We start from the raw sequence: 14,293 nt of genomic DNA, 5'->3' as shown, positions 1-14,293 counted from the left end.
AAGCCCCGTTGGACACCTATGATCAGTTCACCGAACGTCTTGCTCAAAACGCCGGAATATGTTGGTCGGCAATGGATGCGCTGTCAGATGTCCTGAGAGTTGTTCGGCTACGAGGCGGTGTGTTCTTGCACGCCGAGTTCGCTGCGCCGTGGTGCGTCTCCTCTCATCTCGGCGAAGAGGAAAGGCGAGTCTTGACCAAGGGCGCGGAGCACCTTGTTCTCTACCATTACGTCGTTGAAGGACGCTTGCTGGCACAGGTTCCGGGCGAAACTCCCGTAGCTATCGAGGCTGGCGAGGTTGTGATCCTCCCGCATAATCACATCCATCTTCTGGGCAGCACACTAGATCTGACGCCCGTGCCGACACGGCAGGTAATGAGCGTTACGCCTGGTGGCGGGTTTTGGACGGCTCGTCACGGTGGCAATGGCGAACGCACACGCATTGTGTGCGGCTTCCTGGGTTGCGATCGCCTCGATGGCAATCCCCTAACGGAGAGGCTTCCGCCGTTGCTTCGCTTCGACATCCGACAGGGGAGCGCCGCGGCCTGGATGCGAAGCTCGCTCGAGTTCGCGGCCGACGAGGTCGCAGCCAACAGAGCTGGCTCCGAGACCGTGTTGGCAAAGCTGTCGGAACTCCTTTTTATCGAAACTCTGCGGAGGTATGTCGAAGGTCTTCCCGACGAACACACGGGATGGCTCGCGGGCTTGAAAGATCCATTCGTATCGCGTGCTCTTTCCTTGCTTCATACTCAGATCGCCGACGAATGGACCGTTGAGAGCTTAGGGCGCGAGGTCGGCCTTTCCCGCTCGGCGTTAACGGACCGCTTCGCGCGCCTAATTGGTGAGCCACCAATGCGCTATCTAGCGCGCTGGCGAATCCAGGTCGCCGCGCATCACCTGCGCAACAGCGAAATGTCCTTAGCGCGCATAGGTGAGCAAGTAGGATATAAGTCCGAAGCTGCCTTCAACAGAGCCTTCAAGCGCAGCCTGGGGTTCCCTCCGGCCACGTGGCGCAACAACCTTTATAAGGTCGAATAGGAACGGCCGCTGCAACGGCTGAACTAATTTAGCTTTTTGGAGTGGCGCGCCGGTGATGATGAAGATGAGAACTTTTGCGTCATTGTTAAGGTTGCTTGAAACAGCCTGACCCACATAACGCTTCAAGGCGCAGCTTCGGTGACGGGCTCGTCGGCGGTAGGTGTCTTGTAGCTCTGCAGCCCAGCAGCGCGCGTCGTTTTTCCGACATATATTAGCTCGTGCCGGGCTGCTGACCCTTCAGGCCGTTCTGCCCCACAACTGCGCGAGGACACGTCCGCGATCCTCAATACGTCATTCGTCGCGCAGACTGGAAAGCACGGGATTTCGTTGACAGCAGCCGCGAAAGCCGCACTGCGATCGCTTGCGCGCACCTGGTCGTTCGAGTTCCTCGATCGCAAGATCCGTGTCAATGCCCACGTCAGGAAAGGTATGCTTCATGATCGCTCGTGCCCCGTTGCGGACGTACGGTAGTTTTATGGCAACGTATTCACTCAAGACGCGCCGTAGCGTAATCCATCGACAAGGAGGGCAACAATTCGTCGAGCGCGCGCCAAGCCCTCCTTTCCCTCGGCGGACATGCACAGGCTCGGAACCGCGCGCAGCAGATCGTCCGGCTCTTCCCCCGCTCGGATCTCGCCTGCTCTAACCGCATCATCCAGCAGCGCGCAAAGCGCGGGCTTGAGATGCTGGTCAAAATATCCTCTCAGCGGCTCGTAGGCCGGATCGCCCGAGTGGAGTGCGCTTGCCAGGCCCCGCTTGTTCGCAACGAAATCGACGTAACGCTGCATCCAACGAGCCAATGCTTCGCCCGGCTTGTGCTTGGCAGACAAAGTCTGCGCGGCCTCTGCGCAGGCGTCGATCTCACGTTGCATGATTGCGACGATCAGATCAGATCGCTGAGGAAAGTGTCGGTAGACGGTGCCGAGGCCGACGCCGGCTTTCTCAGCAATCTCTCGAACCGGCGCGTCTACTCCTGATGTCGCGAAGACTTCCTTAGCGGCTTGCAGCAACGAGTCGACGTTGCGCCGCGCATCTGCGCGCTTCGAATGTTCCGATCCCTCTTCGCGATGCGCCGGTTTGTCCTTCACATGCGCCTCTTGCTAATCGGAACATTGTTCCATATAAACGGAATCGTGTTCCGCTTGATCTCTATAGCGTGGCACGCTTGAGTTGACCACATCGGAGCAAAGAACCAGCAATGCAATATCGCTCATTGGGACGAACAGGCATCAAGGTCAGCCCATATTGCCTGGGTGCGATGATGTTTGGAAAACTTGGAAACCCCGATCACGACGATGCTGCCCGCATCGTCCACAAAGCGCTGGACGCTGGCATCAACTTCATCGATACCGCCGACCGTTACAGCGCTGGCGAGTCCGAAGAAATTATCGGCAAGGCGCTGAAGGGACGTCGAGATAAGATCGTGCTCGCGACAAAAGTGCATGGGCCGATGGGCGATGACCCAAACATGCAGGGCAATTCGCGGCGCTGGATTACCCGCGCGGTTGAAGACTCGCTTCGCCGGCTGCAGACGGACTACATCGACCTCTACCAGATTCACCGGCCTTCACCCGATACCGATATCGAGGAGACGCTTTCCGTGCTCACCGATCTGATGCGCGCGGGCAAGGTGCGCGCGATCGGCTCCTCGACCTTCCCCGTCTCCGAGATCGTTGAAGCGCAGTGGGTGGCAGAGCGGCGCGGCGTCGCTCGCTTCCGTACCGAACAACCGCCTTACTCGATCCTCGACAGGGGAATTGAGCGGGACATGCTGCCGACATGTCAGCGCTATGGCATGGGCGTATTGGTCTGGAGCCCGCTTTCGAAGGGCCTGCTCACCGGGCGCTACCGCAAGGGGCAGCCGCTGCCTGATAGCCTGCGGGTGAAAGTGTTTCCGAAACAGATGTCGGATGAGCGGAGCTTGGATGCCGTGGAGGAGTTGATTCTGCTTGCGGTCGAAGCAGGGCTATCACTCACCCACATGGCGATGGCGTTCGTGATGGCGCACCCGGGCGTGACGTCCGCCATTCTCGGCCCGCGCACGATGGAGCATCTCGACGATCTCCTCGCCGGTGCAGAGTTGCGCCTCAGCGATGATCTTCTCGACCGAATCGACCAGATCGCCCCGCCGGGCAACGATATCGCTGTAAACGGGGCAGCCTACAATCCGCCGGCAATCTTGAAAGCCGACCTGCGCCGCCGGCCCGCGGTCGAACGCGCCGCCGTGTAGATCAGCGGTATCGCCCGACAACCCAGACAATTCGTAACTTCGAAGGAGAATGGCTATGCTCGACAAACGCGTAACCCTGGTCACGGGCGCCAATCAGGGGAACGGCCTCCAGATCTCAATGGATCGTTGACGATGCTGGCGTCCGGCAACTCTTCGTTCAAACTTGTCTTTCTTTCCGTTGGGTGAAATTTCGCTTTGGCCCGAGCGGAATTGGTCTTTGGCGTTTTGCGCAAACGCTTTTTGGTCAGAAAGAAGATGTTCTGCCAACTTCTTCCCGAGCCGTGATTTGAGTGGTGGTCGACTGCGGCCCTCTCGCCATATGGTGCGCCGGACAAGATGAAAGTACGAACACTTATGTCATTGAAGTTTCATTTTAATTTCGACGCCTTCGGTGACGTTGAGTTCGGATTTTTAGGCTGCTACCTCGGCGGCTTGGAGCGTAGGGACGCAGTGGAGTTCCCACGCGATGTGGGTTCGCACGCTGTGGTATCCCTTCAAGCTAATGGCAGGCAGGTTGAAACGCCTGTTGCTCGCCTCAGCTAATTTTCTTGGTCAGAGGGCTCAATTTTAGTGTAACTTGTAAAATCCGAAATCAATGGTTACTTAGTGGGTTGAAGTTTTTCTTGAAAGTCCATGACAACCAACCGTCCGCCCCCGTTTTTCATTGCTGACAATTTGGGATTAGACTTCCTGAACTCTATCGCCGTTCCGGTGGACGAGAAGGTTGAGTGGCTTGGCTCTGGGGAGGATCTTCTCGCTTGGCTTAAACAAGGTGGATTGGTCCCCGAGGACGTGTTGGAGGCTTTTCGGAAGAAGTCGGCTCCCCGTGAACTCGATGCGGTTGCAGCGCAAGCTCGCGACCTACGGGATTGGTTCAAGCGGTTTGTTTATAAGCATATGGGCAAGCCACTCGACGCGCGAGCGCTCCGCGAACTCCAGCCTCTTAATCAGCTTCTTGCGCGCGATGCAGAGTATGGTCAGCTGGTAGTTCGCGGTCGATCCCACGGCAGAAATTCGGTGCACGGTCACGATGTTGCGCCGGGATCGGGTTTCATGTGGCGACCACAGAGGCGCTGGGAAGCGCCCGACTCGTTGCTGTTTCCGTTGGCGCGATCTCTGGCTGATTTGATCTGCACAGAGGATTTCACCAACCTAAAAGCTTGTGAAGGGCCTGCCTGCACGCTTCTCTTTGTCGATCGGACGCGAGCTCGCGGCAGACGGTGGTGCAGCATGGCTGTCTGTGGCAATAGGGCTAAACAAGCTGCACACCGCGAGCGGACGCAAAAGGCACGAGATCAGCGTCATTGATATACGCTTTACACCGTGCCGCTGCGATTTGCGTCCGACAAACAGCGAGAAAACGATCAGTCCAATAGGGACGTTTCGAGGCTCTCAAGTTTTCCCAAAGAGTGGATCGCCCGGTATTCCATCGGATCTATGCCGTAGATCGCGCGAAACGCACGGAAAAAGCCACTTCGGTTCTTGTACCCGACCGCGCTTGCAATCTGTTCGACAGAGCGCACGTTGGCCTCCAGAAGACCGGCCGCTTTCTTCATTCGAAGTTGCCGCAATACGACCAGGGGCGGGGATCCGATAAGTTTAGTGAAGCGCTGCATGAAACTCGATCGGCTTAAACCAGCTGTGCGCGCAAGCGATTCAACGGTGTGAGAGGCTCCCGGTTCGGCGACCATCCCGGCATATGCGCGGGCGATTTGAAAATCATTCAAGATTGGAAAACGTTCGATCCAACGTTCACTAGACGTAAACGACCGCCGTAAAACTGCGATCAATACCTGTTTGATCAATGATGCCGTCATCGCCCGCGCTCCGACCTCATGGCCGATTAGCTCGCAGAGCGCCATTTTGAGGCTGAGATCAAGTCGATCGCAGGCACCGAACTGTTCGACAAGCGGCGTGGGTAAATTGCCGAGAATGTCAAGCGACGTCCCGTAAACCGTACGGATAAAGCCGCAGATCAGAAGGATTTCCGGCGCGCCGTTACCCGCAACATAACGCGTTAGCTCTGACGGGGCGGACTGCTGCACGTTCACCTGTTGGTACGTAGTTCCGTTTGACCCATTCGCTTCAATGCGAAAGGGCGTCATCGGCGGTAGGATGACCAACGTGTGCGGAGCGAGGGGAATGGGGGGGAAAGGCCCGGCAATCATTCTTCCATGACCGGCGAGATTGTAGTGCATGCCGGCGAATTCGCTCGGGGGTAACGATAATGCCCAGCCTGGCGAAACGAGACATTCAGTCAAGCTGACGAAGTCGACTTCAAGACCGGATATCAACCGGTCGAGATCCGAAACCTCGATTTTTTTTGGACGATCGGCAACCAATTTTGGACCCTCAGATCAAGTCATCACTCTAATGCCAGTGGGCATTCGGGAGGTTCTTGAGGTCATTCCTGACATTCAAAGTCCATTTCGCAGACCGGAGACGATGGCACCCATGCTCTGCGTTCTCCGGCGCCGTTGCGAAATTTCTGCACGCTGACTGATAACCTCTAAAACTTAACTTGACAAGTTACGCAACCATAAAGTAACCGCTAAAATAAGATTATAGAGGTTAGCTCCGGAGAACGGAAATCCGATGCTATTTCGCAAGACAGGCCATGATCGAGGGCAACGTGAGTAAATCGAGCGGTTGCGCAACAGTGATTATGGTTCACGGCGCTTGGGCTGACGGCTCAAGCTGGAATCAGGTCATCGCACCGTTGCAGGCGGGAAGCCTCGATGTCATCGCCGCACCATTACCATTAACGTCGTTGTCTGAGGATGTGACGGCACTCGAGCATGCCATCGAGCGGACGCAAGGTCCCGTGGTGTTGGCAGCGCACGCATATGCGGGGGCCGTGATATCCGCCACGCGGAATGAGCGCGTGAAATCTCTCGTTTACGTATCGGCGCTTGCACCGGATGAAGGCGAGACGGTCGCGGATGTCTTCTATCGTGAACCGCCACATCCCGAAGCGCCGCAGCTGGCGCCGGACGAGCATGGTCTCATCTGGATGCCGGCGGATGGGTTCGCATCAGCATTCGCTCAACATGCTTCGCCGAAGCAGAATGCGCTGTTCGCTGCAACCCAAAGGCCGATCGCAGTTGCCTGCATTCAGGAAGGCGTACGGCGCCCCGCCTGGAAAGAAAAACCGTCTTGGTTCTTGATTGCGGAAGAAGATCGCATGATCAACCCGGCAACTCAGCAATTCATGGCTGAACGAATGGGCGCGAAAATACACTCCGAGAAAGTCGATCACATGCCTCTGGTCACGGCGCCAGAACTCGTCGTGGAAATCATTCTGGAGGCGATGGGGCCCGCGCGCCCCTAACCCCAAAAATTTCCGGCAATCGCACTCCGACAACTATCAAAGCGCGTTTTCATGTCACTTTGAGGTTCCCCATGAGCAAGGTCAGCTACAAGAAAGCCGATGTCGATGGCTTCAACATCTTTTACCGAGAGGCAGGTGCTAAGGATGCGCCGACCATCCTTTTGCTTCACGGGTTTCCAACCTCCAGCCATATGTTTCGAGACTTGATCCCGCTGCTTGCGGATCGCTTTCACGTCGTTGCGCCAGATCTCCCAGGCTTTGGTCAATCCGATATGCCGTCGCGAGACACGTTCGCCTACACGTTTGATAACATCGCAGCCGTGATGGATCGGTTTACGGAAGTGATCGGCCTCCAGCGCTTCGCGATTTACGTTTTCGATTACGGCGCGCCAACCGGCTTCCGAATTGCCGCAAAACATCCCGATCGTATTACCGCGATTATCTCACAAAATGGTAATGCATACGAGGAAGGGTTGAGCGATGGTTGGAATCCCATTCGCGCTTATTGGCAGGATGCTTCTAAAGCCAATCGCGATGCGCTCCGGGCTTTTCTGAAACCGGAAACGACGATGTGGCAGTATACGCATGGCGTGACCGAAGGATCATCGGTGTCGCCGGACGGTTATACGCTGGATAATTTTTACCTCGCGAGGCCAGGCGCCGACGACGTCCAGTTGGATCTCTTCAGCGACTACAAGAGCAACGTCGCACTTTATCCGGCCTTTCAGGAGTATTTTCGGGCGTACACGCCGCCCTTTCTTGCCGTTTGGGGCAAGAACGATCCGTTTTTCCTGCCCCCGGGCGCCGATGCATTCAAACGCGATATCCCGAATGCAACCGTGAAATTCTTCGACACTGGCCACTTCGCTCTTGAGACACATGCTTCCGAGATTGCGTCGGCAATCCGGAACTTCCTCTCCTGAACACAACCATCGCAGCCGCGGACCGCATCATCGTAGGTGTGACAGAGCGGCGTCCTGGAGGTTCACTATGCGCGCGATCGTTCTCGAAAAATTCGGCGACCTCGACAGTCTTGTCTACAAAGACATTCCTGAGCCGAAGCCGGTGGCGGGTCATGTCGTGATTCAGATCAAAGCGTTTGGTATCAATCATGCCGAGATGCACATGCGGCGCGGCGAATGGCCCGAAGCTGCCGAGGTCAGTGGCATTGAGTGTGTTGGTATCGTGAAGTCCTGTCCCGGCGGCGAATTTCCCGTCGGAGCAAAAGTTGCTGCATTAATGGGAGGTCTCGGACGCACGATCAACGGCAGCTATGCGGAGTTTACGCGTGCGCCCGTATCAAATGTCGCGTCGATTGAATCCGAACTTCCATGGGCAGAGCTTGCTGCCATTCCCGAAACCTATGCAACCGCGTGGACCTGCCTCTTCCGCAATCTCGACCTGCAAAAAGGTCAGTCGCTTCTTATTCGAGGCGCGACCTCGTCGTTCGGCCAGGCGGCCGTCAACATGGCGGTCAACGCCGGCGCTCGAGTCATCGCTACCACACGCAGCAAAGAGCGCTTTGCCAAGCTCGAAGCTCTTGGCGTCCTGCGTTGTGAAATTGAAGGGCCAAATATGTCGGCCCGTCTGCCGGAAACCAAGAAGCTCGATGCGGTGCTCGATCTTGTTGGCAACAGCACGATCGTCGATTCGCTCAACATGCTTCGGCGGGGCGGCCGTGCTTGCCTCGCTGGATGGCTCGGTGGTCTTGATCCGATCCACGACTTCAACCCGCTCCTCCAAATGGCGAGCGGGGTCTATCTCACGTTCTTCGGGAGCTTCGTTTTTGGAACTCCGGGATTTCCTTTGTCAGACGTGCCGCTTCAGGACATCGCACGGGACGTGGCGGAAGGAAGGTTGCAAGCGAAGCCGTCCCGCATCTTCAATTTCGAAGACATCCGTGAAGCACATCGCGTTATGGAGGCAAATCAGGCGAACGGAAAAATGGTCGTTGTGCACGCATGAACGGAGCTTTGTTGAGAACCGCTGCAATTTTTGCCGGCACCGAGATTCGAACGGATATTCGGTTCCAAATCAGCCCTGCGATGTGATTTGCGCAGCTCAGTAAAAATCCAAAGAATTTCGGAATACACCGAAACACTGCAAGTGCAATCGCTGTGCTCGCTCTTGTTTTCGTTGCGCGTTCTGTGGCTGCGGAAAGTAGCGGTTTTTCTCCTTGGCAGGAGAGCTTTACCGGCCGGCTCGAGGCTCTAGCGGTGCTCGAAACCTTGAATGCAGATCTTCTCAGTCACGACGGCGCAACGCTAACTCTAGACCGCTGGTGTGGTGGCCACCATCTTGCGTCTTCGGCCCACGTCGTCGCCGAGCTTATCCACGGCACGGACAAGGCGCCAACAGCAGAGCAACGCCAGCTGCTCGGCGTGATGCCCTCAGAGCCGATCCGCTATCGCAAGGTGTGTCTTAGTTGTGGTGACCACGTCCTCTCGGAAGCGGACAACTGGTGCGTGCCTAGTCGGCTGACACCAGACATGACCCAGCAACTCGATCACACCAACATTGCCTTTGGACGCGCAGTGCACGCCCTCAATTTCCGTCGGCGGGCGCTTTCAGCGAAGCTTCTCTGGACGCCTTTGCCTCATAACTGGGATATGGGAGAGCCAATTCCGGAGAGGCAAGAGACTACGCTTGCGGTGCCGCATGCGGTTTTGGAGCACCGTGCCATGCTGACACTACCTAATGGGATTCCGTTCAGCCAAGTGGTCGAGACCTACACTTCGGAGGTGCTCGCCTTTCCGCAGCCGCAGGGCGCGGATCAGCGATGTCGTCGAAGCGTCAGCGCTCGTCGCTCGAAAATCGTGACTGGTGTGCTGTTTCGTTGAGGGAAGGCCCCGCAGATTCTCCGCAGGGCCTCTATAATACTAACCTTTGTGGTTTGCCGGCACGAACCGAGTGCCCGCAATTTCTTGGCATTTGGCTGCAGTCATTTCTTTGAACCCCAGCCCCTTGCAGGCGTTCTGTCCCTTGCAAGCGTTCGAGGCAGACTTGCAAGCGCTTTGGCCCTTGCAGGCATTCGCGCCGAAGCATTGGCCAGCGGCTGCAGCATGAGCAGAGGGAGCAACGACCGCTCCAGCAATAAAAAGTGCTGCCGCTGCTGTGGCAATCGTGGCGCCGGAATTTACAGAAAATTTCATTCAATCCTCCAAGAGTTGCCATTAGCCCGATCGACTAATGCGTTGAGCCCGACATTTTCTCAAAACGTCGGGCGGACGCGGCTCCTACGTTGATAGAAAGCACGCCGTTTCAGCTCGGCTGAAATATGTCCCGGCAAGATTGAGCCGACAGCTTTTTTGAGATGTTTTGTCCAGGCCTATCGTCGGGGGCCGGCCTCTGCTCCCGGATCCTGATATTCAGCGTCAGTAATGAGTTTATTTTCGAGGCTATGAAACGCATCGAATTGGATAGGCGAAACCTGTTCTCGAGCGATCGCAAGAATGAGCGACCTCGCGCAACTTCGCAATCTGATTTGGAGTTTCATCATGTCTGTCTTTCTTAGAATTGGCGTCGCGGCTATCGCATTATCTATAGCGGTGAGCACTTTGGCAGTTGCGGGTGGGCATGATGACCCGCGTGCTTGCAATGACCATGCTTTCAGACATTGCCGGTAAAATTTATCTTTGATGCCGATCTTCTTGCCAGAGGCGTTGTCGAAACTATTAGGCGAAACAGGCCATTTCGCCGGCCAAATTGACGTTAGTGCTCGGGCAGCGGTCAATTCCCGCTGCCCGAGCTTTGAAGAAATGTGCATTTCAGTAGAGGAAGCTGACGTCAATTTAAGAATTGCGATATTTGGCCCAGTTGATCGCCCGCGTGGAAACAAAATCCGAAATTTTTCGGACGAACGGCAACCGATTTCGGACCTTCAGCTTTCATCCTGATCTTATCAAATGGCTAGTCAGTTCGAGAAAGTTATCGGACCGATTGTTCTCATTGAAACAGTGCCGCTGGCCCCGTTGTGAGATGAAAAGGATCGAAAGCAAGAAATGCATCCTGTCATCGATATTGCCAATATGATGCGGGTACCGATGACGGCAACCACTGCTCCGATCATCGAGTCGAGAAAGGATTCTGGTAGCTGGCGCTATCTTCGCCAAGCCTCAGAATCCGGCGACCTCTCTTCACGAATGAAAAACATGCACGCCGATGATGCAGCTAAGGTCATCGCAGCTCAGCTACGTCGCCAAGGTGTCGCTTGCACGTTTCCGCGACACGCCCACAGGAACTCCGAAAATTCAGCGGCTAATCAAGTCGTTTGGACTTTGCGCTGCGATGAAGCCTCCTACAGGGTCCGACTAATTCCGCATATAGGGGCGCGCGTCATGACCGTAGAAGAGGATCTCAGCAGGCCTCAGGGCGGGCAGAATGGAGATATGGAGAACTCGACCCCGGCTGTAAGACGTCAGCCGGCGCGCTAGCGAGAAACCCCAGCAACGTCCTACACCGCATGTCGAGCCTGCCGGTTCGACGTTTCAACTACGGATCCGACTAAAGAGGATCGCTTATGAACTTCCGCCTCCCATTCGTTATAATCGCAGCTTGGTTGGCTGTTGCCAGCTGTCCTGCGCAATCGGCGATCGAGCCTAAGGATCCGGACCACGCACCAATCGCATCGGTCGACCGCTTCGGCGACAAAGCCGGAACTCTTTTACGGCGGTCGGCTGATAAACGTCTCCCTGGGCCGAACGAGCCGATCGACTTCGACACCCAGCCGTTGAACGCGCTTGGGTTATCTCCCCAGGGTAAGCCAGCGCTTTACTATCATCTGGATGTGCGAAGCACCACGCCGGCGCCGGTCTATATCTTGTATCGGGACGGAGAAGACACGCCCATCGCCGGGCAGCTCGATATCATAGACACGTTGCCGGGTGATCAGGGCTACAACGATTTCCGCCAAGTTTCCAAAGTGTGGGTGCCGAAGGAATACGTGCCCAATACGATAGTGGACGCAGCGTCTTTGCTGCGAGCCGGCTACAAGATGGAGAAGACAGGCACGCTGCTTAACATGGCGGTCGTGCCCGATAAATCGGTCGCGCGCATGCGCTTTAAAGGCGGAAAATCCGAGTTACAGCGCGCTTGGTATCGGGGCGAGGTCGCGAAATATTTCCTTTTCGACGAAGCGCCGCTGTCGGTATCGGACGGCGAAGTCCCAGTGTCGCCAATATACGATGGCTTCACCATTAATCCCGGGCAACCGAATGGGGGAGAAGTCTTCCACACCGAGCCAAATTCGAAGCAGACGCATAATGTCGTCGCTACTGCGCCAGGCGATGAAGGTTACTCGCCACTGTGGCTACGGGTTGTCTACGATAGCGCAGCCTGGCCGTCGGTACACGACCTCGACTCAGCGCTCAAGGCGAAGGTAGTCCCCGCCGAAACGCTCTTGATCAACTGCCCAATTGTATCGGTTGGGCAATAGCGAGCGGAAGGTGGTGACCTACCCCCGGCATCACCTTCCACTCTGTCTCCGGGAGATCCGGAAATTTCACGGCACTTCGCCATCTCTGAAGAATTTCAATCACTGATCGAACATATCTAAGAGGATTTAATGGCAACGGCCGAGCACTTCGAAAACCTAATTCTCGGTAGCGGACAGGGAGGGAAATTACTCGCTTGGCATTTGGCGCGAGCAGGACAACGCACGGCCGTCGTGGAGAAACGCTGGATTGGAGGTTCCTGTCCTAACGTCGCGTGCATGCCTAGCAAGAACGAAGTTTGGAGCGCGCGGGTCGCTCATTTGGTGAAGCGCGGCGCCGAGTTCGGCGCAATGACAGGACCGGTCACTGTAGACATGGCCAAGGTCCGGCTGCGCAAGCGAGCCATGGTTGCCCATGAGATCGCATTGCATTTGCAGAACTACGAGCAAAGTGGCGCTCAACTCATCATGGGAAGCGGCCGGCTTATTGCGGAAAAAACGCTTGAGGTCCGCCAGAAAGATGAGAGTACACGTCTGCTCACAGGCGATCGCATTTTCCTCAATGTCGGGACGCATGCCGCTATTCCAAATGTTCCCGGCCTCGAGGCTGCTCGACCCCTCACGCACATTGAAGCTCTCGATCTCGACTACGCGCCGTCTCATCTGATTGTTTCGGGTGGCGGATATGTTGGGCTCGAAATGGCCCAAGCCTATCGACGATTTGGCAGTCGCGTCACCGTCATAGAGGCAGGTCCGCAAATCGTCGGGCGTGAGGATTCGGACATCGCAGACGCTCTGCAGCAGATCCTAAGTGATGAAGGCATTCAATTTGTGCTCGGTGCCGAGTCCATTCGCGTGAGTGGCAAATCGGGCCGGGAAGTCAGCATCGTTGTTCGAACGCCCTCCGGTGATCAAACGATAGACGGTAGCGACATCTTGGTCGCAATCGGCCGCGTTCCGAACACAGCAGGTATCGGGCTTGAAGATGCGGGTGTCGAATTGGATGCAAACGGCTACATTCGAACGAATGAGCGATTGGAGACAACGGCACCCGGTGTCTGGGCGATTGGTGAAAGTGCCGGTAGCCCGCAATTTACGCATGTTTCCGTCGATGACTTCCGAATTATCAAAGATAATTTAGCTGGCGGCGCTCGCAACACGGGGGATCGGCTCATTCCGGCTTGCGTGTTTACCGATCCTCCATTCGCCCGCGTTGGATTGAGCGAAGGTGACGCCAAACGGCAACGACTTTCGGTCCGCGTCGCGGTGCTGCCAATGAGCGCCGTGCTCAGGACCGCTGCAACGGATGAAACTCAGGGCTTCATGAAAATACTAGTCGATAGGAGTGACCTCATCGTTGGATTTGCAATGGTTGGCTCGGATGCCGGCGAGGTTGTGGCAGCGGTGCAAACAGCGATGTTAGCGAAGCTGCCATATCCAAAGCTTCGGGACGCTGTGATCACTCATCTGACGATGGCCGAAGGGCTCGGACCACTCCTAGGCAAGGTTCCATCCTATCAGAGCGCGAGCCGCAAGGCGGATCATGATAGCAGTGAGATTTCACTTTAAATTATGCGAACGAGCGTTGAGCTATGGCGAACGCCGATGTTTTTGATGAGGTCGATGCAGAGCTTGAACTTCGACGTTCCACCTCCCCAAAAGAGTCCCACACACTGACAACCCCGCTAAGAGACTCAATATGGGAAACTCAAAGACGCCAAGAAGCCCGCTGCTCGACCTTGATGCGCAAAGGACTTGCGGGTGACGAAGCGGCCTATAACCAGCTTCTTACAACATTGTCGGTCCGACTGGGTGCCATTATCCGATCCAAGTCGCGGCGCTACCGAATGGCGGCAACAGACATTGATGATATTCTTCAGGAAACCCTTATTGCGGTCCATACTCAGCGGCACCGTTGGAATCCAACGTTACCTCTAATGCCCTGGGCGGCAACAATTGCAAGAAACAAAATTATCGATGAGATGCGGCGTCGCAACCGGAACCACGGTACAGCGACCAGCGACGTTTCACAAATTTTCAGCGGCGCATCCTGCGAAGAGGCAAATGCTCTTGCAAAATACGACGTAGAGCGCCTTATCAAATGCCTGCCGGAGAGAAGTCAGGAAATAGTTGCAGCTATTGCATTGAATCAGAATTCCGCGCGCGAGGTCGCAGCTCGCTTGGGAATGCTCGAGGTTACGGTCCGCGTAACCCATCACCGAAGTCTGAGGTATCTCGCCAAGAAGTTCGCAAATGGGAAGTAG

13 protein-coding genes are annotated in these 14,293 nt (G+C 55.9%); 11 read left to right on the top strand and 2 right to left on the bottom strand.

The features are described from left to right. The first annotated feature begins 71 nt into the window (after positions 1 to 71). Together ACLB1Z_RS17995 and ACLB1Z_RS17990 are read left to right on the top strand one after the other, a co-directional pair. Positions 72 to 1,037 (top strand): AraC family transcriptional regulator, encoded by a 966-nt coding sequence (locus ACLB1Z_RS17995; protein WP_409563305.1) that lies wholly within the window; start codon positions 72 to 74, stop codon positions 1,035 to 1,037. 210 nt (positions 1,038 to 1,247) lie between these two features. Then, the gene (locus tag ACLB1Z_RS17990; RefSeq protein WP_409563304.1) at positions 1,248 to 1,508 is read left to right on the top strand and encodes an SDR family oxidoreductase; all 261 of its coding nucleotides are present in this window, start codon (positions 1,248 to 1,250) and stop codon (positions 1,506 to 1,508) included. A 20-nt stretch (positions 1,509 to 1,528) separates the two neighbouring features. On the opposite strand, the gene ACLB1Z_RS17985 is transcribed toward ACLB1Z_RS17990, so the two are convergent. After that, positions 1,529 to 2,125, bottom strand: coding sequence for a TetR/AcrR family transcriptional regulator (locus tag ACLB1Z_RS17985; RefSeq protein ID WP_409561071.1), 597 nt, complete (start codon positions 2,123 to 2,125; stop codon positions 1,529 to 1,531). A 110-nt stretch (positions 2,126 to 2,235) separates the two neighbouring features. Here ACLB1Z_RS17985 and ACLB1Z_RS17980 point away from each other — a divergent pair, with 110 nt between their 5' ends. Together ACLB1Z_RS17980 and ACLB1Z_RS17975 are read left to right on the top strand one after the other, a co-directional pair. Continuing rightward, positions 2,236 to 3,267: an aldo/keto reductase gene (locus ACLB1Z_RS17980; RefSeq protein WP_409561070.1), complete on the top strand. Its 1,032-nt coding sequence runs from the start codon at positions 2,236 to 2,238 to the stop codon at positions 3,265 to 3,267. 633 nt (positions 3,268 to 3,900) lie between these two features. Next, positions 3,901 to 4,575 (top strand): CGNR zinc finger domain-containing protein, encoded by a 675-nt coding sequence (locus tag ACLB1Z_RS17975; RefSeq protein WP_409561069.1) that lies wholly within the window; start codon positions 3,901 to 3,903, stop codon positions 4,573 to 4,575. A gap of 56 nt (positions 4,576 to 4,631) precedes the next feature. Here the strand turns inward: ACLB1Z_RS17975 and ACLB1Z_RS17970 are convergent, their stop codons facing one another. Beyond that, a complete protein-coding gene (locus tag ACLB1Z_RS17970) occupies positions 4,632 to 5,609 on the bottom strand; it encodes an AraC family transcriptional regulator (protein ID WP_409561068.1) in 978 nt (325 codons plus the stop codon). Between the two features lie 323 nt (positions 5,610 to 5,932). On the opposite strand from ACLB1Z_RS17970, the gene ACLB1Z_RS17965 reads away from it, so the two are divergent. The 7 genes from ACLB1Z_RS17965 to ACLB1Z_RS17935 all read left to right on the top strand — a co-directional run bounded on the left by ACLB1Z_RS17965 (position 5,933) and on the right by ACLB1Z_RS17935 (position 14,293). Next, a complete protein-coding gene (locus ACLB1Z_RS17965; RefSeq protein WP_409563303.1) occupies positions 5,933 to 6,598 on the top strand; it encodes an alpha/beta fold hydrolase in 666 nt (221 codons plus the stop codon). Positions 6,599 to 6,669: 71 nt separating this feature from the next. Continuing rightward, entirely contained in the window at positions 6,670 to 7,521 is an 852-nt protein-coding gene (locus tag ACLB1Z_RS17960) for an alpha/beta fold hydrolase (RefSeq protein WP_409561067.1), read from the top strand. A gap of 67 nt (positions 7,522 to 7,588) precedes the next feature. Next, entirely contained in the window at positions 7,589 to 8,563 is a 975-nt protein-coding gene (locus tag ACLB1Z_RS17955) for a zinc-binding alcohol dehydrogenase family protein (RefSeq protein ID WP_409561066.1), read from the top strand. 152 nt (positions 8,564 to 8,715) lie between these two features. Next, positions 8,716 to 9,438, top strand: a complete 723-nt coding sequence (locus tag ACLB1Z_RS17950; RefSeq protein ID WP_409561065.1) for a hypothetical protein — start codon at positions 8,716 to 8,718, stop codon at positions 9,436 to 9,438. A gap of 1,679 nt (positions 9,439 to 11,117) precedes the next feature. Next, positions 11,118 to 12,032, top strand: coding sequence for a hypothetical protein (locus ACLB1Z_RS17945; RefSeq protein WP_409561064.1), 915 nt, complete (start codon positions 11,118 to 11,120; stop codon positions 12,030 to 12,032). A gap of 129 nt (positions 12,033 to 12,161) precedes the next feature. Beyond that, entirely contained in the window at positions 12,162 to 13,598 is a 1,437-nt protein-coding gene (locus tag ACLB1Z_RS17940) for an FAD-dependent oxidoreductase (protein ID WP_409561063.1), read from the top strand. A 23-nt stretch (positions 13,599 to 13,621) separates the two neighbouring features. Then, positions 13,622 to 14,293, top strand: a complete 672-nt coding sequence (locus ACLB1Z_RS17935; protein ID WP_409561062.1) for a sigma-70 family RNA polymerase sigma factor — start codon at positions 13,622 to 13,624, stop codon at positions 14,291 to 14,293.

Source organism: Hyphomicrobium sp. MC8b (assembly GCF_905067615.1).
Lineage (GTDB): Bacteria > Pseudomonadota > Alphaproteobacteria > Rhizobiales > Hyphomicrobiaceae > Hyphomicrobium_B.
This window is presented reverse-complemented; position numbering and strand designations above follow the sequence as displayed.